At 42.6% G+C, this 26,004-nt stretch carries 16 protein-coding genes; 11 read left to right on the top strand and 5 right to left on the bottom strand.

What is annotated here, in order from left to right:
• Positions 1-122: 122 nt before the first annotated feature.
• Positions 123-740 (bottom strand): hypothetical protein, encoded by a 618-nt coding sequence (locus AC1XUO_RS07895; RefSeq protein WP_483329226.1) that lies wholly within the window; start codon positions 738-740, stop codon positions 123-125.
• 88 nt (positions 741-828) lie between these two features.
• On the opposite strand from AC1XUO_RS07895, the gene polA reads away from it, so the two are divergent.
• Positions 829-3,705, top strand: a complete 2,877-nt coding sequence (gene polA / locus AC1XUO_RS07890; protein WP_483329225.1) for a DNA polymerase I — start codon at positions 829-831, stop codon at positions 3,703-3,705.
• A gap of 73 nt (positions 3,706-3,778) precedes the next feature.
• On the opposite strand, the gene AC1XUO_RS07885 is transcribed toward polA, so the two are convergent.
• From AC1XUO_RS07885 to AC1XUO_RS07870, 4 genes are all read right to left on the bottom strand, one after another.
• A complete protein-coding gene (locus tag AC1XUO_RS07885) occupies positions 3,779-5,374 on the bottom strand; it encodes a SusD/RagB family nutrient-binding outer membrane lipoprotein (RefSeq protein ID WP_483329224.1) in 1,596 nt (531 codons plus the stop codon).
• 35 nt (positions 5,375-5,409) lie between these two features.
• A complete protein-coding gene (locus AC1XUO_RS07880) occupies positions 5,410-8,646 on the bottom strand; it encodes a SusC/RagA family TonB-linked outer membrane protein (RefSeq protein ID WP_483329223.1) in 3,237 nt (1,078 codons plus the stop codon).
• Between the two features lie 335 nt (positions 8,647-8,981).
• A complete protein-coding gene (locus AC1XUO_RS07875) occupies positions 8,982-10,172 on the bottom strand; it encodes a threonine synthase (protein ID WP_483329222.1) in 1,191 nt (396 codons plus the stop codon).
• A gap of 72 nt (positions 10,173-10,244) precedes the next feature.
• Positions 10,245-11,153 carry a LysR substrate-binding domain-containing protein gene (locus AC1XUO_RS07870; RefSeq protein ID WP_483329221.1) on the bottom strand — a complete coding sequence of 303 codons (909 nt, stop codon included), beginning with the start codon at positions 11,151-11,153 and terminating at the stop codon, positions 10,245-10,247.
• A gap of 126 nt (positions 11,154-11,279) precedes the next feature.
• Between AC1XUO_RS07870 and AC1XUO_RS07865 the strand changes: the two genes are divergently transcribed.
• From AC1XUO_RS07865 to AC1XUO_RS07820, 10 genes are all read left to right on the top strand, one after another.
• A complete protein-coding gene (locus AC1XUO_RS07865) occupies positions 11,280-11,663 on the top strand; it encodes a hypothetical protein (RefSeq protein WP_483329220.1) in 384 nt (127 codons plus the stop codon).
• 134 nt (positions 11,664-11,797) lie between these two features.
• The gene (locus AC1XUO_RS07860; RefSeq protein ID WP_483329219.1) at positions 11,798-12,211 is read left to right on the top strand and encodes a hypothetical protein; all 414 of its coding nucleotides are present in this window, start codon (positions 11,798-11,800) and stop codon (positions 12,209-12,211) included.
• Between the two features lie 166 nt (positions 12,212-12,377).
• Positions 12,378-14,102 carry a family 16 glycoside hydrolase gene (locus AC1XUO_RS07855; protein WP_483329218.1) on the top strand — a complete coding sequence of 575 codons (1,725 nt, stop codon included), beginning with the start codon at positions 12,378-12,380 and terminating at the stop codon, positions 14,100-14,102.
• Positions 14,103-14,144: 42 nt separating this feature from the next.
• Positions 14,145-16,139 carry a plastocyanin/azurin family copper-binding protein gene (locus AC1XUO_RS07850; protein WP_483329217.1) on the top strand — a complete coding sequence of 665 codons (1,995 nt, stop codon included), beginning with the start codon at positions 14,145-14,147 and terminating at the stop codon, positions 16,137-16,139.
• Positions 16,140-16,308: 169 nt separating this feature from the next.
• Positions 16,309-16,923 (top strand): RNA polymerase sigma factor, encoded by a 615-nt coding sequence (locus tag AC1XUO_RS07845; RefSeq protein WP_483329216.1) that lies wholly within the window; start codon positions 16,309-16,311, stop codon positions 16,921-16,923.
• 181 nt (positions 16,924-17,104) lie between these two features.
• Positions 17,105-18,184, top strand: a complete 1,080-nt coding sequence (locus AC1XUO_RS07840; protein WP_483329215.1) for a FecR family protein — start codon at positions 17,105-17,107, stop codon at positions 18,182-18,184.
• A 224-nt stretch (positions 18,185-18,408) separates the two neighbouring features.
• Entirely contained in the window at positions 18,409-21,861 is a 3,453-nt protein-coding gene (locus AC1XUO_RS07835) for a SusC/RagA family TonB-linked outer membrane protein (protein ID WP_483329214.1), read from the top strand.
• Positions 21,862-21,879: 18 nt separating this feature from the next.
• Positions 21,880-23,424, top strand: a complete 1,545-nt coding sequence (locus AC1XUO_RS07830; protein ID WP_483329213.1) for a SusD/RagB family nutrient-binding outer membrane lipoprotein — start codon at positions 21,880-21,882, stop codon at positions 23,422-23,424.
• Positions 23,425-23,511: 87 nt separating this feature from the next.
• A complete protein-coding gene (locus tag AC1XUO_RS07825; protein WP_483329212.1) occupies positions 23,512-24,444 on the top strand; it encodes an RraA family protein in 933 nt (310 codons plus the stop codon).
• A 63-nt stretch (positions 24,445-24,507) separates the two neighbouring features.
• Positions 24,508-25,992, top strand: a complete 1,485-nt coding sequence (locus tag AC1XUO_RS07820; protein ID WP_483329211.1) for a mandelate racemase/muconate lactonizing enzyme family protein — start codon at positions 24,508-24,510, stop codon at positions 25,990-25,992.
• The last annotated feature ends 12 nt before the right edge of the window (positions 25,993-26,004 follow it).

Below are 26,004 nucleotides of genomic sequence, written 5' to 3'. Positions count from 1 at the left end.
GCGAAAATGACCAAAAAAATTCGGATTTTTTTATTTTTCAAACTTCGTACAAAAGAAAACTGCCGGTCCTTTCGCAGAACCGGCAGTTTTTTTTAATATAATCTCAAACCGATATTTCAATATTAATCCTTGATATCAAACAAAATCACGGCTTCTTCATAAGTCAATTTTTCGTAATTCATCCGAATCGCCTGACCGCCTGGAACTACAACATAGCGAAATTGATAAGCCGAAGACGGGTCAACCGTAGCCGCAATAGGTGTCGACCAGATTCGCAGGGTGTTGATTTGAAGGGTATAGTCGATATATTCTTCTGTAAATTGAGATTTCAAACTTATCGGAAGCTGACGAACATAATTATCCGAGGTGTTCACCTTCGCATACACGAGCACAAGACCTTTATCCAAAACATCCTGCGTAATTCTTGGCGCTGGAATATCAATGTAAGAGCGAAGCAAACTGTTGTAGGTTGTTTTGCTCCATGGACCCGCTGCTGCCCAGCTTGAATAAAATACATTGGCTGTTCCAGCCGGTCCGGCCGGTCCTGCCGGTCCTGTTTCCCCCGGAGTTCCTACACCTGCCGGCCCCGCAGGACCTTCCGGACCTTTACAAGCATGCATCACTGATAAACCAATTAATAAGATGGCTAGGGTAAATTGCTTTTTCATTGCGCTCATTTCTCTTTTTACTGATGTTTTTCCATTGAAAAATAAAGCGAAGATGCTGATTTGAACGGTCATAAGCAAAAAACGACCTTGAATTAGCCGGAAGTAAGCCAGAAAATAAGCCGGGTTACATTATCTTTGGTTTTCGTTTTCTAAAAATCTTATGGAGAAACCCACCCAAAAGCTATTTCTACTCGACGCCATGGCGTTGATTTACCGTGCACATTTTGCTTTTATAAAAGCGCCCAGAATAACATCCAAAGGACTGAATACCAGCGCCGTATTTGGATTCACCAACACGCTTCTGGAAGTTTTACAAAAGGAAAAACCAACACACATCGGCGTAGCTTTTGACACCTCCGCTCCCACTTTCAGACATATTGAGTATCCTGCTTATAAAGCACAGCGTGAAGCGCAGCCTGAGGACATCACGGTAGCCATTCCGTATGTAAAAAGATTGCTTGAAGCCATGTGTATCCCAATTTTGATCATGGACGGTTTCGAGGCTGATGACATTATCGGAACCATTGCCAAAGAAGCTTCAAAGGCGAATTTTGAAGTTTTCATGATGACGCCTGATAAGGATTTTGGTCAGTTGGTGGAAGAGCATGTGCATATTTACAAACCGGCATTTATGGGAAAAGGCGCCGAAAAACTGGGCGTCAACGAAGTTTTGGAACGCTGGCAGATCAAGCGTATCGACCAGGTTATTGATATGCTCGGATTGATGGGCGACGCTGTTGACAATATTCCAGGCATTCCAGGCGTTGGCGAAAAAACAGCACAAAAACTTATTGCTGAATACGATACGATTGAAAATCTGATCGTCCACGCAGATGAAATAAAAGGAAAACTAGGCGAGAAAGTCCGTGAATTTTCGGCGCAGGCAATTCTGAGCAAGCAACTGGCAACGATCGATATAAAAGTTCCGGTTCCTTTTGATGCGGAAGATCTGACCATTTGTGGTGCCAATCGGGATAAGGTCAATGCGCTTTTTGATGAGCTTGAATTTAAAACACTGCGTCAGAGAATTTTAGGAAGTGACACACCTTCTTCAAGCGTAACCGTTGCACCGGTTAAAGCTGTAGATAAAAAAGGACAATACGATTTATTTGGAAACCCGACCTCGGCTGAACCAAAGGCTCCTACACAGCAAGACACCGATATTGCCAATTTTGAATTGTCTGGTGAAACTGGTGAAGACGCTGAAACAATCACTGCACCAAGAAAAACGATTGATAATACTTTCCATCGCTATCACACGGTAGATACCCCGGAAACGATGACCAGTCTTGCAAGATACCTGAGCTTGCAAACTGCTTTCTGTTTTGATACAGAGACGACTTCGCTGGAAACAATTGAGGCTGATCTGGTTGGACTTTCCTTTTCGTACCTTCCCGGTGAGGCATTTTACATTCCTGTCCCCGCAGATAAAGAAAAAGCACAGGAAATTGTCGAGTATTTCAGAGAAGTATTTGAAAATGAATCTATTGAAAAAATAGCGCAGAATATCAAGTATGATATTCTTGTGTTAAAAAATTACAACATTGAAGTAAAGGGCAAGCTGCATGACACCATGCTGGCACACTATCTTCTTGAACCGGATAAACGGCATGGCATGGATATTCTGGCTGAAACCTATCTGAATTATGAACCTGTTTCCATTACTTCTTTGATTGGTAAAAAAGGAGTAAAACAGGGCAATATGCGTGATGTTTCTATTCCGGAAGCTACGCAATACGCCGGAGAAGACGCCGATATCACCTTGCAGCTTCACAACATTTTTGCAAAAGAACTTCCAAAGTACAACGCACAGAAACTTTTTGAAGAAGTTGAAATGCCCCTCGTTCAGGTGCTTGCATCGATGGAAAATACAGGCGTAAGACTTGATTCAAATGCTTTGGCAGAAATGTCACTGGTACTTGAAGGTGATCTGCGCAAAACAGAATCCGAGATTTTCGAGATTGCCGGACAGTCTTTCAACATCGGTTCTCCCAAACAATTGGGTGAAGTGCTTTTTGATAAAATGAAACTGATCGATAAGCCTAAAAAAACCAAAACGGGTCAATACGCAACGGGCGAAGAAATTTTGTCAGAGTTGGAAGGTCAGTTTGAAATTGCCCGGAAAATTCTTGACTACCGGGAATTGCAAAAACTGAAATCAACTTATGTTGATGCTTTGCCCACGTTGGTAAGTCCACGTACCGGTCGTATCCATACGTCTTATAACCAGGCGGTTGCAGCTACTGGACGGTTAAGTTCAACGAATCCAAACCTTCAAAATATTCCGATAAGAACGCCACGCGGACGAGAGATACGCAAAGCTTTTATTCCTGATAATGAAGATTTTCAGATACTTTCCGCCGATTATTCACAAATCGAATTGCGGATTATGGCGGCGTTCAGTGCGGATGCGAGTATGATCGAAGCGTTTAATCAGGGCCGGGATATTCACGCAACAACGGCAAGTAAGGTATTTAAAGTTGAGCTTGCTGACGTGACTTCCGATATGCGGAGAAAGGCAAAAATGGTCAATTTTGGTATCATTTATGGAATTTCTGCTTTTGGATTAGGACAGCGTTTATCGATTCCCCGTGGAGAAGCCAGCGAAATTATAAAGTCTTATTTTGAAGAATTTCCGGCGGTAAAACAGTATATGGATAAAGTTATTATTGACGCCCGCGATCAGCATTATGTCGAAACGATTCTGGGCCGGAGAAGATATCTTCCGGATATTAATTCCAGAAACCAGACCAACAGGGGTTTTGCTGAACGAAATGCTATTAACGCACCGATACAAGGATCTGCGGCCGATATGATCAAAGTAGCAATGATCAATATTCATGATTTTATTAAAAAGGAAAAACTGCGGTCACGTATGATTTTGCAGGTTCATGATGAATTGGTTTTCGATGTTCATCGTGATGAAGTTGAACTGATCAAAGAAAAAGTGGATGAGCTCATGCGCACCGCGATTCCTTTGCAGGTAAAAATGGAAACGGGTATCGGTATCGGAGCAAACTGGCTTGAAGCACATTAATTTAAAATATTGTTTTAATAAAAAATGTCCGACCAAAAGCTGGCCGGACATTTTTTGTTATTTGAAATTGATATTATTTTGACAACCAGATCTGATCGTTAATATCATCTTTCCCTGCAAATTGTCTGTCGATCGCAGTTTTGTAGTTTTCCGGATTGTAGGTTCTTTCCGAAGTCGGATATTGCCAGCGAACTGCAATACGACCCGAATTTCCGGTACCAACACCCGTCATGAATTTAGGGAAACCAGTGCGTCTGAAATTAAAATACGCTTCACTTCCGGAGTTCATAAAGAAAGCAAGATATTTCTGCGTGATGATCTGCTCCAAACCAGCTGTTGTGTTCCCACTGTATTTAACTAAAGGCTGCGCATAATAATTATCAAAGCTGAAATCTACATTGTATGATACAAAATCAGCTGCATCACGTCCACCTGTTTTTGAATACCGCATATTATTGGCTCCGTCTTTAATCCCGTAAAATTCTAACGAAGCTTTAATACCTTTTTGATACCAGGATTCTGCATTTCCAGTTGCCCAACCGCGATTAATTCCCTCAGCAATATTAAAACACATTTCAGGATATCCCACGATAAAAACACTTTCACCTATATAGTTGGAGTAGTAACGAGAACGGCTTTGGAAGGAATAAGCGCCCGGAGCAAAACCGGTTCCGTTGTCAATACCGGCCTTGGCCGACATATCCGCCAAATCTTCACCAGAACTAGCTCCAACAAAAGCAGTGTAATCAGAAGGTGATTTTCCGGCTTTCAACTGAGCACCGGCCGGTTCGGTTGTCACCATAACACGCGGATCTTTACGCTCAGACAATAATCCAACGTACGTTGCCGCCATGTTCTGACGCGTCGCATCAAACCCGAAGTTATCCGGATTAGAAGGATATTTGTTAAAGTTGTTGGATACAAATTCCAGGTTATCAGTCATTCCTTCCGGTAACGGATATTTCGCCGGATTAGAAATTATTTCAGAAAACTGAGCCTTCACATTCATTCCGGCCTCTGATTCTTTCTTGCTCAAACGGATCAAGATCCTCAACCTGAATGCATTAATCACTTTTTGCCATTTCGCCAGTTTACCAGTGAAATAGAAATCACCTGCTACTTCGGTTTCGCCTTTCGCAATTAACGAAGTTATCTCACTATTAGATTCATCCAGCCATTTTAGTATCTGAATATAAATATCCTTCTGTGTATCGTACTTTGGAAAAAGATTGTCGCGGCCAAGAAGTGCCTCAGTCATCGGAAGGTCACCTGCACGGGCAGACATTTGATCCAGAAAAAACGCGCGGAAAAACTTACCCAATGCACTATAACCGTTCACATCGGCAGCACCCGTTTTCTTTTGCTCCAATTCCATTTGAACAACATTTTTCAACGTAGCATAATGATTGGTAAAAGTTGACCACTGGTATTCGTTATTTCCGTAATAGTTATAATTGATTGCATAATACTGGTTCCAACGCATTTCAGAACTAAACGGCTTTCCGGTATTATTATACATATCCCATTCAATACCCTGCAAGATCAGGGACGCCGGTGCTGATGTGGCACGGTTTGGATCGACTTCCAGCTCTTCAAAACTCTTCTCGCAGCTTGTGAGAGACAAGGCAGCAAAAGTGAAAAGTCCGGTTAAAAATTTATAACAACGCATATAGTAATATTTTAAAAATCTGTGGCTAAATTTTATTAAAATGTAAGATTTACATTAACACCATAACGGCGCATCGAAGGAGTCTGAGGGCTTGACTCTCCGCCCGAGATGTACTGGTTCAGGTCAATATCCTTTTTCTCAGCAAAATAAAGCAGGTTTCTTCCTACCAGCGAAACTGATGCTGAACGAAGAATTTTCGAGTTTGCCAACCAGGCTGACGGAATTGAATAACCGATTACTACTTCACGAAGCATAGCAAATGAGCGGCTCATCAGGTTACCTTCTTCAGTGTTATAATAGCGGCTAACCCAGTCCTGAACATATTGTTTGGTTGTGTTTGGCGCAAATTGCAGCTCATCCATGTTAGTAATTTTACCGTCTGTATCAAAGTTGAGTGCCTTACCATTGCTGACCTGCACACCTTCTCCCAAATAGTTTTTGCTATCTGTTGCACCACTTTTGAATCCTTCCCAATCTTTCAAACGCGCTTCACCAAAAGCACCTTTTGCAAGCTCAGCATTACGTCCTCCACGGAAAGTTTGTTTCTGAACATAATTTGAAATTACACCACCGATACGTCCGTCAACCTGGAAACTGAAACTGATATTTTTGTAGGCGAATTTGTTGTTGATACCGAAAACAAATTTTGGATTTATATACCCAAGAAACTGATTAACAGGAAGGTATACCGGCCTACCAGACGCATCATTAATAATTTGTCCGTCGGGAGTCTTAGCGAAAGCACGACCATAATATTTGTCTAGTCTGTCGCCAACTTTAAGGAATGTCTCATAATTTTCGACACCAGGATAAATATCTTTCAATACCTCCTTATAGGTCGAATAATTTGCTACTACATCCCAATTCAAACCCGTAGCGCTCTTCAGTGGAGAACCTGTCAAGGCAATTTCCCACCCCGTCTTCTGCGTATTGATACCATTCACCAAATACGACGTATAACCTGTTGTCGTTGAGATTGGTAACGGATAAATTCTTGGACCTTCGTTAGAGATAAAATAAGTTACATCCAAACCAATCCTGTTTTTCATCACGCGAACATCAAGCCCAAGTTCCGTCTGAGATGTCGTACTTGGCTTGATTGACGGATTGTTCAAGGTATTGGTGAAGTAGGCGGCAGGTGTGTTGTTATAAGAAAAAGGAGTCGAATAAACTGCCGCATTCTGGTAGCTTGGGCCACCATACGGCGCATAATACTGGTCGCCATATCCTATCGGATTCGCGGTACCCAAAGCCGGCGTAGTACCAATCGTTGCGCTTGTCAAACCATCTTTTACATTCGCATAAGATGCACGCAGTTTCAGGAAAGAAATAACTTCCGGAACTGGAATATAGTCTGAAAGTATAGTAGAAGCTGCCACAGAAGGATAAAAGAAAGTATTGCTTCCGGCAGGCAGCGTAGAAAGTTTATCCATACGACCGGTTGTTGAAACCGTAAAATAATCCTTGAAAGAAAAATCCGCTGAATAATAAGCAGAGTTTACGCGCATATCCGATGCAAAGTTCGACGTGCGAACCGGGCGATATGAATTGTTGAAATTATAAAGACCCGGTACGTTCAAATAATCCGTTGAACCGTATTGAGAATTATATGAAAAATTACGAAGGTTTCCACCCGCCCAGATTTTTGCATTAAAACCTTCAAACAGGTTTTTATCAAACTTCACAAGGATGTCGGTGTTGTTTTCAAATAAATTCCGACGGTCTTCACGGTAATCGCCACGAGCCTCTTCTCTGCCGTAAGAAGTTGCAGAATAAGGCATTTTTTCATTTCTGAACAAATTCCATGTTGTCACCTGCGTTCTTAAAGTTGCTTCAAGAAAATCATTGATCTTGTATGTCATGGCTGCCTGCCCTACGATATCCGTTTTCTGGTGCCCGCGAAGCCATTCGTAACTCATGAAATAAGGGTTGTTATATCGTTGATATTCCGCATAAATTTGCTGAATCCCTTCTTTTCCAGGCTGCCAGTAATTGCGCATATCGTCCACGTTCCAGTCGGCACCAGCCCAGAATACCATGTTATAAATGATCGAGTTAGGACCATAATTTACGTCAGGAATGTTTGGTGAATACTGACGGTTATATTGCAGACTTGATTCAAATTTCCAGCGATCCGAGAACTTGTAATCCGCTGCGATGTTGAAGTTTGTAATGTTCAGCTTCGTGTTTGGAACAATACCTTTTTGATAAATATTCGAAACAGAAAAACGGATATTGTGTTTTTCGCCTGAGGCAGAAACCGAGACATTATTGGTTGATAAAATACCTGGTTCCAGAAAACGTTTCAGGTTATCTTTCCCGCGGTTAGTCCATGGCGTTGGAGAACGTACTTTGGTGATTGGATCTACCGGGCTATCATACTGAGTAATCAACTGACCTTCAAACCGTGGTCCCCAGCCTCCGTCATAATCACCGTCATTTAATCCGCCGCCTTTTCCGTCAACAAAAGCATAACGGCCGTGATCACCCGGGCCATATTCATCCTGCACTTTTGGAATCGAGTAAAAGCCCTTATCCATCATCGTAGACGAATTAAAGTCAACTGAAAATCCACGCTTATCTTTTGTTCCCCTTTTTGTAGTGATCAGGATCGCACCGTTTTTTCCTCTGAAACCGTAAAGGGCCGAAGCACTTGCACCTTTTAGAACGGAATATGTTTCGATATCATCAGGGCTAACATTCCAGGTATCAGAGTTTATCGGAACACCGTCCACAACAAATAAAACGTCTGTATTACCTCTCAGATTAATGTTTGGCCTTCTCAACAATTCTGAACTTGCTCCGATGGTAAGCCCGGCTACTTTACCCGCAAGTGCGTTGATCGCGTTAGGCTCACGCGCTTTTATTGTAGACGCACCGTCAACGGTCTGAATGGCAACACCAATTCTTCTGACATCTTTTTTGATACCCAAAGCTGTTACCACAACTTCATTTAACTGACGATGATCTACCGACAATACAACATCAATCACCGACCGGCCTTTTAAAGGAACTTCTTCCGTAGCAAAACCAACGAAAGAATAAATCAACGTAGCATTTGCATCAGGAACTGAGAGTTCGTACATCCCTTCTGCATTGGAACCTGTACCGATACTCGTACTTTTCACAACGATACTTGCACCGGGAATGGCCTCACCGGTTGCCTTGTCGGTAATTTTTCCTTTTACGCTTATCTGTCCCATAGCCTGCAACGACCACATAAACAGAATAGTAAGGAATACCGATTTGAGATTGGTAAACAAATGGATCATAAACGTTTTGGTTTTACTTTTGAAAAGTCCAAAGGTAAAACCTGAACATTAACCCAATGTTGAAGAAATGTTAAGTATATGTAAACTTTTTAAAAGATAGCGACTAAAAGCGACGCATTGTCAAACTAATTATAAATATTTGAATTCCAATACGTTAGATAAATTATTTCAAAATTTTAGAGAATTAAACAGTTACTCTTTGTTTACAATTTAATATACTATTTTTTTACTTAATTGTCTAAAAACGGGATCTGGATTACAAATTTTAGCATAAACATATCTGTATATACGTGACAAATAAAAAAGTAGAAAGTGAAAATGATATATAAACTCAGTTAGATTAAATTTTCGGCATACTTATAAGCACTGCCGGTATTTAACAATAGAATTGTTTCGTCTGGGCTAATCCACTTATTTTCAAGCGCTCTTTTCATTGCTGGCAGCAGCGCTCCTCCTTCTGGCGCAACAAATAATCCTTCTTTTCTGGCCAGCGTTTTAACACCTGCAAGCAATTCATCCTCAGACACAGAAATCGCAAAACCTTTTGACTCGAAAAGTACTTCCATTATCTGGCGTTCTGCGAAGGGAGACGGGACAGCCAGCCCATTCGCCATGGACGGTTTGGCCTGGTAAGCGGACGCGTTTTTGTGTTTTCCTTCAAATGACCATACCATAGGCTGACAATTTTCTGTCTGCACGGCAATAAGTTTTGGAAATTTGCCCGTTATCCAGCCTGCCGCTTTCATTTCATGAAACGCTTTCCACAAACCGATAAGCCCTGTTCCTCCGCCCGTCGGGTAAAAAATAACATCTGGTAATGTCCAGTTCATTTGCTCCGCAATTTCAAAACCCATCGTCTTTTTTCCTTCCAGACGATACGGCTCCTTCATTGTTGAAACATCGAAGGAACCTTTTTCAGCTTTGATCCGGCCCACTAATTTTCCGCAGTCGTTAATCAAGCCATCAACCAAAATTAGCTCCGCACCGAAATATCTGCACTCTTGTTTGAATATTTCAGGCGTGTGCTTTGGCATAACAACGGTCACTTCGATGTTGGCCTTAGCGCAGTAGGCGGCCAAAGCACCTCCAGCATTTCCGGCAGTTGGGACTATACATTTTGTTATACCTAACTCCTTCATTTTGGAAACTGCCACAGCCTGCCCACGCGCTTTAAATGAGCCGGTCGGGTTTAGGGATTCGTCTTTTAATAACAATTTATTTATTCCGATGCTTTTCGCAAGATTTTCAAGCGATAACAAAGGTGTCATTCCCTCGCCGAGGGTTACCACGTTAGCCGCATCCAGTACAGGAAGAAATTCAAAATATCGCCAAAGAGAAGAAATGCGATCTACCAGGACATTTTTGTCAACTTTTTCATTGAAATCATATTTCGCATAAAGTGGCGCTTTCCACCCCTCCTTTTCATTTTCACAGAAGGTTTGAATCAACTTATGGTCAAATTTTTCTTTGCTGACAGCGCATTCAAGATGCGTCAGGTGAGAAGTAAGAATTGTCGTGGGAAGCATGATTTTTCAGCGTAACTTTTAGACAAAAGTATACGCACGATCATATCAAAACCAATGCTATTTTACTATACGCTATAACATTTCATTATGACCTTGCAGCGCAAAACGAACAAATGCCTGAGCAAATGGATCACTTTCGGACCCATGGCGTTGAATGAAAAAGAACTGTCGACGGATGCTTAACCCGTCAATAAATATCTGTTTTAATGTTCCCGCCATCAATTCCTTTTGAACCGAACGCAAGGGTAAAAATCCAAGGCAATTATCTACCAACAGAAAGTTTTTCAAAGCCTCAGTTCCCCCCAGGGAAATATTATTGCGAAGATCTGACAGCTTCATATTCACAGCTTCGAGCGCTGCCTTTACAGAATCCAAAGTGCCGGAACCGCGCTCTCTTAAAGCAACAGGATAATTCTTTAGATGCGAGAGCGGGATGGAGTTGAGTGACCACAACTCACTTTTTGGAGAACAAACGGCGATAACTTCATCGGAAAGAAAGTAGCGGTAACTGACAGCGGTCGTTTTTGTCTGACCTTCGATAATGCCCAGGTCTATTTCGTTATTTCCCAATGCTTTCAGCACATTCTCCGAATTCCGGTTCAATAAAGTGATTTTAACATTTGGGTGACGCTGCCTGAAAGCAGATAAAATTTCTGGTATAATGTAAAGCGCGACGGTGGTACTGGCACCCAGACGCAATTCTCCTTTTGCGTTGTATTCATTCTGCTGTGTGCTTAACGCATAATCCAGCCTGATCTGGATTTCTTTCCCCTGCCGCACATGATCCAGTAATAATTTTCCGGAAACCGTTAATCTGATACTATTGCCAACTCTTTCAAACAGACTCGTTCGATACCGTTCTTCCAAAGCTTTAATATGCCTGCTTATGGCAGGTTGACTCAGATTTAAAACCTGACTTGCCCGAGTAAAACTCAGGTGGTTAGCCACTTCAAAAAATACTTCGTGTCGGAAAGATATCATGGTTATTGCGTGAGACTTTTCCAAAGGTATTTATTTTCAGATATTAACGGCTGCGTATTTCCAACCAATTCTCGCTGGAAATTGTCCTGTTTTTGGTTTGAAAATGCAATCCTGAACTTTTACACCATGAAGTTAACACCGATCCTTTTTTTATTACTGATCATATTTGATAGCTGCAAGACAGAAATGGAAATTGCACCAACAGAGATTTGGTCGGAGGCTTGTGTGTCTTTTAAACCAGATAATCGAGGTTTTCTGCTCTCTGGCATTTGCTGCGACTATGTCACAGTTTCAAAAATTAAGTTGAAAAAGAACAATTCCTTCTCAGCTCCTGGTAAATATTTCACTTTCACCGGCGCCGGATATCACGAATCCGCCGTAACTGTCTCAGGCAAAATCTCCGAAGACAGGAAATCACTGGATTTAAGTTTCAAGGGACAAGATGTTTCAAAAACATTTGCGCTAAAAGCAGGAGGTCCTACCGCAGCATGTTTTTGTGGTTGTGATTAAGGCAGATATATTGAATTAATAATGTACACTTTTATGTGACCCTGCATAAAGATTACAAGAATTAATTCCCTTAACTGTCTTAAATATAATCAGTAATTGCGTAATTTTGAGCTAAATCCTCAACGTATCTCTACATGAAAAATCTCGTTATTCTACTTGTCGCAGTAATACTGTGCGCTAACTCCTGCAAATCAGATTCCCAAACCGTCCAGGAACTCGCTTTACCTACCTTCTGGTATGACGGCTGCTCGAATTTTGTTGAAAACGAATCCGGGTACAAACATGAGGGAAGATGCTGTGAGTGGGTTTCAATCCCCAAATTTGATTTGAGGAGAAATCAGAAGTTTACCGTAGAAGGAAAGTATAACCGATACACTCAGTATTCAAAAGAAGACGTTTTTGACCAACCTATAACCATTTCAGGTAAACTTTCCCAGGATGGTAAGACACTGGAACTAGACTACGAGGTGGACGCCGAACACATGCATTACGAAATGAAAACCGATGATGCCTTAGCATTATGTAATTGCATCTGTTATTTTAAGTAGGAGACTTTCTGATCCAATGCGGATCTGACACCTTACTTTCGCAGGTAATAAAAATGTCCGGACAGATAATTTCCTCCTTCAAAAAAATCAATAATAAATCACAATATAATAGTAAAAAACCCCGTAATTCGCTTTTTAAATGTGAACATTACACTTAATATTTAAAATGCGTTCAATCATACAAAAATTCAGTCTCCTTCTCCTGGCTTTTCCGCTCGCGGTATCTGCCCAAACGGGAAAAGGAAATTATTCCCCGGTACCTCTAAAAGACCTTTCTTCCTTCGAAAATAGTGGTTCGAACTGGGCTGTAAAAGGCGGCGTATCCATTCATCCGGCAAAAAATGAATCTGCCAAAACGCAGAATGGGGAGGGTGTTTTGATAGGTACGGCCGGAACGGCCATCAATACCAAGATAAAAGCACAGGATCTTCGCATGTACGCAGAATTTATTTTTTCGCCAGGGGCGGAAGGCAATATCATTCTTCCGGGAGGCCAGCGGATTCGCCTGGCTGACAACAAGCAAAAGGAACCAAGCGCACTGACATCCGGTTTTATCGGACAATTTCCTACGCAAAACGCGGCAAAAGCTCCGGGACTCTGGCAAAGTATAGAGCTGGCTTACGATGCTTCGGTATCAACGGTTAAAAATTCAGCCCGTTTAAATTCTTTAAAATTAAATGATGTGATCGTTCTTGAAAGTGTTTACCTGCCACTTTCCAAATCTATAACCGAGGCGCAGTCGATCGGACTGGAAGTAACAAAGGGTACGATCGCATTCCGTAACATCGGCTACCAGCTTCTGAACGATCTTAAACCTCTGACTTTATCCAACCTGAGTTATAAATTATACTCAGACAAATGGGACGCAAAGGAATATTCAAAACTTGATAAGGAAGGCAAAACAACAAGTTTGACGCAGGAAGTTACCAATGGTATGCGCGAATTCCATTTGGTATATGAAGGTGAAATGGTTGCCGAAGAAGACGGAGACTACGTTTTCACGACGATCTATTCAGGACCAATTTTAACGTTGGATATTGACGGAAAAACGATTGTAGAGGGCGGTGAGAGTACTTCTCAGGAATCACACGTGGGGACTGCAAATTTGACAAAAGGAACGCATCGTTTTAAAATCCATTATTCACGTTTCCCCTGGCGCCAGCCGGCATTAGGGCTTCGTGTTCAAAAACCGGGTATTCGGCAGTACGATTTACATATCCTTTCCTCGTTACCAGAACCAGAGCCCAAGCCATACATCGGCGTGACGCCTGAATTACGCCCTGAAATGGTTCGTTCCTTCATTCTTTTACCGGGCGAAAAATACAAACGCACGCATTGCCTTTCTGTGGGAAGCCCGACAGGCTGGAGTTATACGATGGATTTAAATCGGGGTGCTCTGGTTCAGGCCTGGAAAGGTCAGTTTGCCAACGTAACTGAAATGTGGTACGAACGCGGCGAGCCTCAACTGCTTGAACCGGCCGGTCTTAAAGTGCCCGTTTCCGGAAAAAGCAGTATCGCCATGCTTGAAAATGATAAGTCTGCATGGCCGGATTCTGCAAATGTAAACTATCAGGGATATTCACTGGATCCACAAGGTTTCCCGTCCATACGTTATGCCATTGCATCAGCAACCGTAAGTGACCATATCACAGCTTCAACGGAAGCAATTAACCGCACCATTGAGGTAAAAGGCAGTCCTTCGGGATCATTATATTCTCTTCTCGCTTCCGGCAAGAACATCCAGATGGTAGAAAAAGGACTGTATCAGGTGGATGACCGTTATTATATTCAGATTGACAAAAAAGCAAAAGTTGTACTGAGAACTTCCGGAGATAATCAGGAGTTGCTGCTGCCTGTTTCTGGTTCGGCAAGTTATTCCATGTTCTGGTAGTTGCATTTAATCTTTTGTCTTAAAAATTTATAATAGAAGTAAATGAAAAATATAGTAATAACCAGTTTGCTTTCTCTTGGCTGTCTGGCTGCTCAGGCACAGAACAAAGCAAAAACCGAAGACGACTACTATCGTATCATCACGATGCCGATCCCCAAAACGATCCAGATGGAAGTGGGCGGAATGGCTGTTTTACCTGATGGCCGACTGGCAACTTCTACGCGCCGCGGAGAAGTTTGGATGATCGGAAACCCTTACATGAAAGGCGACGGAAAACCTACTTTTCACCGCTTTGCATCCGGTCTTCACGAACCACTGGGTTTGTTTTATAGAGGAAAAGATATTCTGCTTTCCCAGCGTGGTGAAGTGACCAGGCTCGTTGATACCGATAAGGACGGAGTTGCGGATGTTTATGATTCTTTCGCCCGCTGGCCATTATCAGGAAATTATCACCAATATTCTTATGGTCCAATTCCAATGCCAAACGGCGAGATGCTTGTAACGCTCAACCTTGACTGGGTTGGACGCGGAGCGAGCCAGTCAAAATGGAGAGGTTGGATGTTGAAATTGGGTGAAGACGGTTCCCTTACGCCTTATGCGACAGGCTTGCGTTCCCCCGCTGGATTCGGATCTTATAAAGGTGATATTTTTTACACTGAAAATCAGGGCGACTGGGTTGGTTCAGGTCGTATGACGCATCTTGAAAAAGGTGACTTTGCAGGAAATGTGGCTGGACTTCGCTGGAGCAGTGAGCCGGGTTCTCCTGTAAAACTGAAACCGGAAGATATTCCTGACACAGGAGAACCACTTTATGATGTAGCGAAAAAAGTGCCTGGTATTAAACCTCCGGCAGTTTGGTTTCCGCATACTTTGATGGGTATTTCAACTTCTGATTTTAAAGAAGATACAACAGCTGGCGCTTTTGGGCCATTCCAGGGACAGCTTTTTGTAGGCGACCAGGGACATAGTAAAATTATGCGCGTAGACATGGAAAAGGTCAACGGCGTATATCAGGGCGCGTGTTTTCCTTTCCGCGAGGGTTTTGAATCCGGAATTATCCGTATGGTCTGGGGACTTGACGGCTCTATGTTTGTTGGACAAACCAGCCGCGGATGGTCTGCAACCGGAAAAGAAGATTTTGGTATTCAGCGTCTGGTATGGACGGGTCAAATGCCATTCGAAATGAAAAGCATCCATTCGATGCCGGACGGATTTGAGGTAACTTTTACATCTCCTGTTGACAAAGCGACGGCTTCGAAATCTGATTCTTATAAATTGAATAGTTTCACCTACAAGTATCACCACATTTACGGAAGTCCGATTATCAATGCCAACGAACTGGTAATAAAAGGAATATCAGTTTCCGACGACGGACTGCGTGCAAGAATTGTTCTTGACCCTGCTTCATTGCGAAAAGGATATATCCACGAAGTGAAAGCAGAAGGCGTTCAGTCGAAAGATGGTTTGTCGTTGCTTCATAATTTCGGATACTATACTTTGAATGAAATTGCGGGTGGCGCGACTTTAACCGCTTCACAATATACGGCGAGCACAAAACCGGCTATGGACCACAGTGCGCATACAGCGGCGGCTACGGATGCTAAAACTACGGAAACAAATTCTGCAAAACGCGTAACGGAAATGCCCGCTTCCTGGACGAACGGACCTGATCAGGTTATCAATATCGGAACGGTTCCGGGTTTGAAATTTGACGTTACAGAAATTCAGGTAAAGGCCGGAAGCCGTATCAGAATTAACCTGAACAACAATGACGATATGCTTCATAACCTTGTGATTACCAAGCCTGGCACTGCCAACGCCGTCGGTGAAGCTGGTCTGAATCTTGGGTTGAAAGGAACTGAAATGAATTACGTTCCAAAATCTGATGCAGTGCTTTTTCATACCAACATCGTTGAGCCGGAAAAATCAGAATCGATTTATTTTGTTGCTCCAAAAACAGCAGGTACCTACCAATATCTTTGCACATTCCCTGGACATTATACCTTAATGCAGGGAAAATTGAAAGTTGTAAAGTAATTCAAAAACAGCCCGTATTTCTGCGGGCTGTTTTACTTATGTTTCGTCTCTTCCGAAATCATTTCTGAAATTTTCTTTTAAATACTTAAAATAGAAAGGAGATAAAGATATGACTTGTCTTTAATGTGATAATTTGCTGATTTAATTAAACAATATCTATCTGTCATAATTGAATAATGGAGTAGACATATCCTCAAATTCAACCGACGTTAACGTCAGTTTGTGGCTTAAATTTAAGTCAGGCGACGCCGTAGCTTTCGGAGAATTATCGCAGATGCACTATCGGGCACTGTACAATTACGCCACAAAGTTTTCATCCGATTCAGAATTTATCCGTGATTGTATCCAGGAATTATATCTGGAATTATGGGAACGAAGAACATTTCTGTCGGAGACTGCTTTTGTAAAATCCTACCTTCTCAAAGCTTTACGGCATAAACTTATCAAAGAAAGTGTTCGTTTGAAACGGTTCAAAGAACCAAAAGAATTATCGTTCGACGCAGATGGGGCCGATCTTTCAATCGAGTCACACATTATTGAAAACGAGCATTTAAAACATCAGATCAAAAGACTTAATACCATAATTTCCCGCCTGTCCAAACGTCAGCAGGAAATTATCTACCTCCGTTTTTATCAAAACCTTGAAAACGAAGATATCTCTCATGTCATGAATCTTGGCCGGCAAAGCGTTTCCAATCTTCTTTACCGTACCATCAAAGAAATCAAGGAAATATGGATGCCTGCTGAATTCTTCTGGGCACTTCTTTCAATCTTTCTATACTGATTATCAGCGGCGCTGACACTTAATATCATTATTTCAAAAAATATTTTAACTTTTTTGGTTATCACGAATCAAAACTATGACTTACATAGTGAGAAGATTATAAATATTGCAATGAGAACTTTGAATTGCATTATTTCAATAGCAAAATCCTGAACCTAAAATTATTTATTGCTAAGATTTTATGATTGATTATCGTAAGTACACCGTCGAAGAATTTGCCGCAGATGAGCATTTCCGTCAGTGGATTCTTGATCCTTCCGAGGAGATGGTCACATTCTGGGATAACTGGATGAAACAAAACCCGGTTAAGGTGAGCACAATCAATCAGGCAACAGTGCTGCTGTTGACTGTTTACGAGCGGTATAGTCATAACCTAACCGATGAGCAAGTCGAGCAGGAAATAAGTATGTTGGTAGAACTGGCCGAAACACAAACGAGTAAAAACCGGCTCTCCATATTTAATCCGCTATGGAAAATTGCGGCGATATTGCTGCTAATCTCAGGTTTAAGCTGGTTTTTCTATTCTCAAAAGTCGCGTGATCAAAAAGTTGCGATGGTCGATGTCGAGATGATCACTAAAACCAACAAGTTCGACAAAGAATTAACTGTTCTGTTGAGTGATGGAAGTGTGGCTACCCTGATGAAAGGTGGAAGTTTAAGATTTCCAAATAAGTTCGAGGGGGATTCCCGGAAAGTATATCTTAAAGGTGAGGCCTTTTTTGATGTAGCTAAAAACCCAACAAAACCGTTCCTGGTATTCGCAAATGAAACGGTGACCAAGGTACTGGGCACCAGCTTTTTGATCAAGGCTGTGGATTCAGAAAATACCGTTATGGTTGTAGTCAAATCGGGTAAAGTATCAGTTTATCCGGAGAAAGATTACGCAACCTTATCAGACAAAGATGACCGGGAAGTTGCTGGAGTTATCTTAAGTCCAAACCAGCAGGTTGTTTTCAACAGGAAAGACAGCCGGTTGGAAAAAGGAATCGTAGAAAATCCCGATATGCTTACCCTGTCGACGACAAGCCAGGAACTTGTTTTTGATGACCAACCTGTTGCAGAAGTTTTGCGGATACTAGGAGAAATGTACGGAATCGAGATCGTCTTTGATACGGAAACGCTGGCAGGCTGCCCGATCAGTACCATTTTCAAGGAAGAAACGCTGAAACAACGCATGAACGCAATATGCCAGGCAATCGGTGCGACTTATGAAGTGGTCGATGGCCAGATCATCATTAACAGCAAAGGATGTTTACGTTAGAAAAGGAACAATCTTAAAATTGAAACCCAGTACTCCATAATCAAAATGCTACTCGTGCCTATGAATTAAACTTCGACAACCTTATGAAATGTTGAGCCAGTGGTGATTGCGCCACCACCGACTCAAAAGCGTCCCCTACGCTCCACAGCATCATCCGTAAAAAGATGTTCAGGGATTTTTTTGTCCAATTTTTTTTACGAATACTGAACAAAACAACCAAAATTATGAAAAAAAACCGACACGTGCTTCGGCTTATGTGTAGACTTATGAAAATATCATTCTATCAATTATTGCTGGCCTATATCTTTTCAAGTATCGCATCCGCAACGGTCGTAGATGCTCAGGAAATATTGAATCAGAAAATAACGATTGAGGTAAATAACCAGGATATGAAAAGTGTCCTGATCAAGCTGAACAAGTTGACTCAGATCCGTTTTACTTACAGTTCAGCCATTATCAATACACAGAAAAAGGTCACCATCAAAGCCATTGAAAAACCTCTTTCTGACGTTCTGGATGAGCTTTTACGTCCGATGCACCTGGGTTATAAACTAGAAGGGAAACAGGTGATTCTGGTAAAAGGAGTCAATACGCCAAGCAGTTTAAATAGCGAAGCCGCCGGAAATACAGCCATCGACAGAAATATAACAGGTAAAGTTTCTGATGAAAAAGGTGATCCTCTGCCAGGTGTAAGTGTTGTGTTGAAAGCATCCAAAGTCGGTACAGCTACCAACGCCGAAGGAACTTACCAACTTAGCGTTCCTGATGATAATGCGATTTTGATTTTTTCTTATGTTGGATATATTCCGGAAGAAGTACCCGTTGGTAATCGCTCCACGGTTGACATATCCCTGAAGCCAGACGTTAGAAATCTCGAAGTGGTAGTAGTGACTGCATTGGGTATTAAACGTGATGCAAAAAAACTAGGTTATTCAACCGCAACGGTAAATACAGAAGAAATCACTAACAATCGCACAACGAATCTTGGGAATAGCTTACAGGGAAAAGTTGCGGGTCTGAATGTGTCACCACCTGCGAGCGGTCCTGGCGGATCTACCAAAATCCGTATCCGCGGTCAATCTTCATTTGGCGGTAACAATTCCCCTCTTATCATTGTAAACGGAGTTCCTATTAATAATACAAGCGTTTCAGCAGGTGGTTCGTCAGGAAACGGAACAGGAAACCCGACAGGTGGTTCGTCGGATGCGGGAGATGGCCTTCAAAGTATCAATCAGGATGATATCGAATCCATGACTGTGCTGAAAGGTGCGGCGGCGGCAGCTCTCTATGGATTCCGTGCAAAGGATGGAGCGATTATTATTACCACAAAAACTGGCAGTAAAAGCGCAGGCATTGGTGTAGAGATAAATTCAAACTTTCAGGCCCAGGAGGCACTTGACTATACGAATTTTCAATACGAATATGGACAGGGAGAATTTGGCAAGCGCCCGACAACGGTGGCGGAAGCCCAGAGCTCAGGTGTATTTGCTTTCGGAGAAAAAATGGACGGCGCGCTGGCTCCACAATTCGACGGTTCCATGCAGCCTTATTCGCCAAACAGAGACCGTATCAAAGATTTTTATCGTACCGGAACAAGCTTCACAAATTCTGTAGCACTTTCTGGGGGAAATGAAAAAGGAAACTTCCGGTTGTCATTTGCAAATACGGATGCAAACGCGATCGTACCAAATTCTGACTATCATAAAAAGATTTTTAACCTCGGTCTGAATTATAAATTTACAGACAAACTTTCTGTTCAGCTTAACGCAAATTATTCTAACGAATATAACAAAAACCCTCCTCAGATCGGGATTCAGGATATGAATGCCAATACGACAATTTATACACTGGCGACCAGTATCGATGCCGACTGGCTGAAAAACCGTAAAGACGCAAATGGAAACGAAATGCCTCTTTCCCGGTTTACAAACAGGAACAATCCATACTGGGTCGCTTACGACCGTTTTGAAAATGTAAGACGTGACCGAATTTTCGGAAATACTTCTGTACGTTACGAATTCACCAAATGGCTCTACGTTCAGGGGCGTATCGGGCAGGACTATTTTACCCGACCATACAACTACAATCGTCCTACCGGTACACGGTCGATCGGCGCGGTGGCGACTGGTTTTAACGGCTATTACTATCAGGATATATCCACTTTTCGCGAACGGAATCTGGACTTCCTGATCGGAGCAAATAAAACTTTTGGCGATTTCGGCATTGATGTAACACTTGGAGGGAACCAGCTGCTTCAGGTAAGTGATAATGTGTCCACTGCCGTAACCAACTTCTACGTGCGTGATCTTTACACGATTGGAAATGGCCAGGTGAAAAACCCGAATTATAATTACAGCAAAAAGAAGGTGAATTCAATTTACGGTTCAGCCGAGTTGTCCTTCAAAAACTTCTTGTATTTGAATGTAACAGGAAGAAATGACTGGTTCTCAACACTGAATCCGGAATCGAACAGTTATTTGTATCCTTCTGTGAGCGGTAGTTTTGTGTTCAGCCAGGCATTTGCGCAACTGCCAAACTGGTTGAACTATGGTAAACTTCGTGCAGCATACGCGGAAGTTGGAGGTGATACGGATCCTTATTCGAACAACCTTTATTATGCAGTCAATGCAAATCCATTTAATGGTGTGGCACTTGGAAACATTTCCAGTAACATCAGCCCTAACGCAAATTTGCGTCCATTGAAAGTAAAGGAAATAGAAATGGGTCTTGAATTCAGGACGTTTGACAGCAGACTGAATTTGGATATGTCGGTTTACCGCAAAAACACGGTTGACGAAATTTTAAACGTAGGTGTTTCCAATACGTCAGGATTTTCCGGAACGAAAGTTAACATTGGTAAACTGCAAAATAAAGGAATTGAATTTCTGTTAACGATTGTTCCGGTTAGAACTGAAAATATTTCCTGGGAAACCAGTTTCAATGCCAGTTACAACATCAGTAAAGTGATTGAGCTTGCTCAGGAACAGCAGCGTTTTGATGTGGGACAAGGTGAATTTTTTGGAATTGTTTCGCACGAGGTTGGTAAGCCTTTGGCATCTCTTCGCGGATTTGATTACAAACGAGATGAACAAGGCAGAATTATTACTGCCGGCGGTCTGCCTCAGCAGGGGAACCTTACCACCTTCGGAAGTGCCATTCCAAAATGGGTTGGTGCGTGGCTGAACACGATCAATGTCAGAGGTTTCCGCATATCCACACAAGTTGATTTCAAAGCGGGTTACAAAATAATGTCCAACTCCAATCTGAACTTCCTGCGTGAAGGTTTATCAAAACCATCCCTGGTTGGGCGCGACGGTGGTGTTTTGTTCGATGCAGTTAATGCCGATGGCAGCCCTAACGACAAACGTGTTGAAGCACAGCAGTTTTACACAGCTTACCGCAGCACCAACATCGCTACACCGTTCATCTACAACGGCAACTTCATTCGTTGGAGAACGCTTTCAGTTGGTTATGATTTGTCACGTTATGTGAACAAATCTTTCATCAAAGGTTTGAACATTTCTGCGATGGTCAATAATGTTTGGCTAATCAGGAAACATATTGATAACCTGGACCCGGAAGCTCAGGTTTCTTCATCGGATAACCTGCAAGGAATCGAAACGCATACGCTTCCTACCACAAGAAGTTATGGAATCAATTTGAATATCAAGCTATAACTTTTATTAATGACAGATATGAAAAAGATACATATATACCTGACAGTTATAAGCCTTTTCCTTGGAGCGACCTCCTGCGACAACGGTTTTGAAGACGTGAATAAAAACCCGGTACTGGCAACAACGACAGACCCGGCTTATCTTTTCTCGAATGCACAGTTCAGTTCAGCACTGGCCACTTTTCATTACCAGAGTGAGATTGTCCAGCAAATTAATACCCCCTACACCGGCGTGTTGGAAGGTGGAAATCATAATATCGTTTTCGACCCGAACACCAGTGCGAATTTCAATGCGCTATATTTGGGAACAGGTACGGGAAATGGGCCTGTGAATCTTTTGGGAACCGTTTTAAGATTAACACAGGATAATCCTTTAAGAGCAAATATTTATCAGATGGCCCGCATCTGGCGCGCTTATGTATTTATGGTTTTGGTGGATACCTATGGCGATGTTCCCTATTTTGACGCTGGCAAAGGTTATTCAGATGGAATAAATCTTCCAAAATATGATGACCAGAAGTTGATTTACGATGATATTCTAAAAGAACTGGACGAAGCAACAAAGGCTCTTGATGCAACAAAAAACATTGAAAGCGGTGATCTGTTCTACAAGGGAAATATTGCGCAATGGAAAAAACTGGGCAACTCCCTGCTGCTGAGAGCTGCGATGCGTTATACTAAAATTGACGAGACAAAGGCAAAAACTTATGTACTGAAAGCAGTTGATGCTGCGAACGGCGGTGTTATGACTGCTAATACTGACAATGCGCTTATTGCTTTTAACAGTACATTTAACAGTCCAAACGCAAACTTTTTCCAGGGAACGGAACGTGGAAATGTTTATCTGGGAAAACCATTTGTAGATTATCTGAAAACGACGAATGATCCACGCAGCAGAGTTATTGCTGTGAAATACGAACTTCCTGCCAATCCGCTCGCGACTGCCGGAAAAGAAGACACGCAACCCGCCAGTCAGCAAGGAGCTCCATACGGATATAACGAATCAAGTATTCTGACCGAACCAAACTATCCAGGGAAAAGCGGCGCGGCATTTAAGTATTCACAACTAAACCGCCGGACGCTTGGAAAAATTGATGCAGCGGAATTTTTCATCACCTACTCACAAACACAACTTCTCCTTGCAGAAGCAGTACAAAGAGGTTATATCACGGGTGATGTAAAGGCTTTATACGAGTCAGGCGTGAAGGCACATATGAACCAAATGACGCAATATGATCCGTCAGCCGCCATACCGGCTGCAAGCCAGGATGCCTATCTTGCTGCAAATCCTTTTTCAGCTTCTACCGCTCTTGAACAGATCAATACACAATACTGGGTTTCTTCATTCCTGAATGGTTCAGAAGCCTGGGCGAATTTCAGACGAAGCGGTTTCCCAAGATTGACAAAAAATCCATATCCCGGAGCTGATCCGTCGGTTAAAGATTTCATCCGCCGTTTGGTATACCCTGTTGTCGAAAAATCAGTTAACACAGTAAATTACAATGCTGCCGTAGCGCGCCAGGGCCCTGACGAACTCGGTACACCTATCTTTTGGGATAAATAAATCTTTTGCCAAAATACCACTGCAAGCGATCTGATCCGTCGCTTGCAGTATTCTGATCAACTACGTTCTTCTTAACCTAATTTTCTTATGTTCAAAAAAACAAAACTGCTACCAGCGTTTTTGCTGCTCTCCTTTTTGTCCAATGCCCAACCAATCGCTCCCAATGTCGACCAGATTAAAGCCATGACCTCCACCTGGAAAGGTGAGCGTTCGGCAGATGGCAGACCGAAAGTTTCGGATGCGATCCTGGCAAGGCTGAAAAACATCTCAATCGAAGAGGCCTGGGGCGTATTGCGAAACAAAGGATATCAAAACCAGTATGAGGGCGACTGGATCTTGATTCATCCGGATAGTGCCATGACCGGGCGGGTAGTAACCGCTCAATATATGCCACTCCGTCCCGATTTGCAGGATCTGATTAAAGAAACCGGAAAGAAAGAGGGTCGAAATCCAGCAGGCGGCACCAATTCCTGGCCGATTGATGTGTTGACGAACGGTGACGTTTACGTAGCTGACGGTTATGGAAAAATAGCCGATGGAACCCTGATCGGCGATAATCTTGGAAATTCGATCTATGCCAAATCAAAACGGGGGACAATTTTTTACGGTTCCGTTCGCGACGTGGAAGGACTTAGCGAAATAAAAGGTTACAACGCCTGGATGAAGGGTTCAGATCCTTCTTATATACAACAAATGATGTTGACCAGTATTAATTATCCAATCCGGATCGGCCGGGCCATTGTGTTACCGGGTGACGTAGTACTAGCTAAAAAGTATGGAACCATCTTTATTCCCGCCCATTTGGTTGAAGATCTGGTGATAACATCAGAGGTAACGGCGCTTCGCGACGAATTCGGTCATCAGCGACTGAGAGAAGGAAAATATACACCGGGCGAAATTGATACGAAATGGACAGATGCTATTTCAAAGGATTTCCTGAAATGGGTGAATGCCTATCCCGGCCGGTTACCGATGACAAAAAAAGAGCTTGACGATTATTTGAAAGAACGTAATTATTAAACAACTGCTGGCTGTTAGTAATCAGCGATCAGCCTATTGTAATAAATCCTAAATATCTTAATTATGAAAAGTATCTTAAACCAGATTATTACCTCAAATAAGGAAGTTGAAAAGGCCGAAAAGCTGGCTGTACAGGCAGAAATCAACAACCCGGCTACCAAAGACAGTCGCCGTAACTTTTTGAGAAAATCGGCAGTTGGCGGCATTGCCTTGGGCAGTTTTATGTCCATGTCGATCGAAGACACAGTCGCTCAGGCAACTTCGAAGGTCAACCGTGCTTCAAAACCATCCGAATTAAAAATTACCGATATCCGATATTGTGTACTCCAAAACGTAGGGCGCACACCTATTATCCGTATTGATACCAACCAGGGAATTTACGGTTTGGGAGAAGTGCGTGACGGAGCCGACGAACGTTATGCTTTAATGCTGAAAAGCAGGCTTTTAGGAGAAAATCCATGTAACGTTGAGATGCTCTTCAAAACCATTAAACAATTTGGTATGCATGGCCGCCAGGCTGGTGGCGTTTGCGGCATTGAAATGGCACTTTGGGATCTTTGCGGGAAAGCCTACAACGTTCCATGCTGGCAATTGCTCGGCGGCCGCTATCGCGATAAAGTTAGATTATATGCCGACACGCCGGAATCTGACAATCTGGACGAATTTAAAGAAAAGATAAAATTCCGTACTGAAACACAGGGATACACCTGGCTGAAAATGGATATTTCAATCGGGATGTTGAAAAATTCTGTCGGCGGCGTGGTTAATAATAAAGTTTGGGGCGGAGGATTTTCTCAATGGTCTGGTGATTACCACTCCTATGCAAATACTAAACACCCATTCACTGCCATCCAGATCACTCCGCAAGGCTTAGAACAAATGGCCAAAGTAGTGGAAGATGTTCGCGGCATCGTAGGTTACGAGATACCGATTTCTTCCGACCATTATGGACACTTTGATTTGAATAATGCCATTCGTCTGGGAAAAGCGCTGGACAAATACAGACTGGCCTGGCTTGAAGATATGGTGCCGTGGGAATATACTGACCAATGGAAACAGATTTCGGAAGCTCTTGAAACACCAACATTGACCGGCGAGGATATTTATCTGAAAGAAGGTTTCAAGCCACTTATCGAAGCGCGGGCGGTGGATATTATTCACCCGGATCTGGCATCCTCCGGCGGACTTCTCGAAACCAAACGTATCGGAGATTATGCCGAGGATCACGGAATTGCGATGGCCATGCACTTCGCAGGTTCGCCGGTAAGTTTTATGGCCAATGTTCACTGTGCGGCTGCGACTCAAAACTTCCTCGCTCTGGAACACCATTCGGTGGATGTGCCATGGTGGGAAAATATCGTTAAAACGACAGATGGCAGGAAACTGATTGAGAAGGGATATGCAAACGTCCCGTTACAAGCGCCCGGACTGGGAATCGAGCTGGTGGATGAAGAATTGAAGAAACATTTGTCTCCAAAAGACAAAAGCTACTTCGCGCCAACCGATCAATGGAACGACAAACGCTCTCACGATCGTCTTTGGAGTTAGTCATGAAAAATG

The organism is Dyadobacter sp. HNCC25DJ186 (genome assembly GCF_056895235.1).
This window is presented reverse-complemented; position numbering and strand designations above follow the sequence as displayed.

Excerpts from the sequence above, each read along its gene's own strand:
- AC1XUO_RS07895 (WP_483329226.1), bottom strand. The coding sequence starts at position 740 with ATGACCGTTCAAATCAGCATCTTCGCTTTATTTTTCAATGGAAAAACA.
- polA (WP_483329225.1), top strand. The coding sequence starts at position 829 with ATGGAGAAACCCACCCAAAAGCTATTTCTACTCGACGCCATGGCGTTG.
- AC1XUO_RS07885 (WP_483329224.1), bottom strand. The coding sequence starts at position 5,374 with ATGCGTTGTTATAAATTTTTAACCGGACTTTTCACTTTTGCTGCCTTG.
- AC1XUO_RS07880 (WP_483329223.1), bottom strand. The coding sequence starts at position 8,646 with ATGATCCATTTGTTTACCAATCTCAAATCGGTATTCCTTACTATTCTG.
- AC1XUO_RS07875 (WP_483329222.1), bottom strand. The coding sequence starts at position 10,172 with ATGCTTCCCACGACAATTCTTACTTCTCACCTGACGCATCTTGAATGC.
- AC1XUO_RS07870 (WP_483329221.1), bottom strand. The coding sequence starts at position 11,153 with ATGATATCTTTCCGACACGAAGTATTTTTTGAAGTGGCTAACCACCTG.
- AC1XUO_RS07865 (WP_483329220.1), top strand. The coding sequence starts at position 11,280 with ATGAAGTTAACACCGATCCTTTTTTTATTACTGATCATATTTGATAGC.
- AC1XUO_RS07860 (WP_483329219.1), top strand. The coding sequence starts at position 11,798 with ATGAAAAATCTCGTTATTCTACTTGTCGCAGTAATACTGTGCGCTAAC.
- AC1XUO_RS07855 (WP_483329218.1), top strand. The coding sequence starts at position 12,378 with ATGCGTTCAATCATACAAAAATTCAGTCTCCTTCTCCTGGCTTTTCCG.
- AC1XUO_RS07850 (WP_483329217.1), top strand. The coding sequence starts at position 14,145 with ATGAAAAATATAGTAATAACCAGTTTGCTTTCTCTTGGCTGTCTGGCT.
- AC1XUO_RS07840 (WP_483329215.1), top strand. The coding sequence starts at position 17,105 with ATGATTGATTATCGTAAGTACACCGTCGAAGAATTTGCCGCAGATGAG.
- AC1XUO_RS07835 (WP_483329214.1), top strand. The coding sequence starts at position 18,409 with ATGAAAAAAAACCGACACGTGCTTCGGCTTATGTGTAGACTTATGAAA.
- AC1XUO_RS07830 (WP_483329213.1), top strand. The coding sequence starts at position 21,880 with ATGAAAAAGATACATATATACCTGACAGTTATAAGCCTTTTCCTTGGA.
- AC1XUO_RS07825 (WP_483329212.1), top strand. The coding sequence starts at position 23,512 with ATGTTCAAAAAAACAAAACTGCTACCAGCGTTTTTGCTGCTCTCCTTT.
- AC1XUO_RS07820 (WP_483329211.1), top strand. The coding sequence starts at position 24,508 with ATGAAAAGTATCTTAAACCAGATTATTACCTCAAATAAGGAAGTTGAA.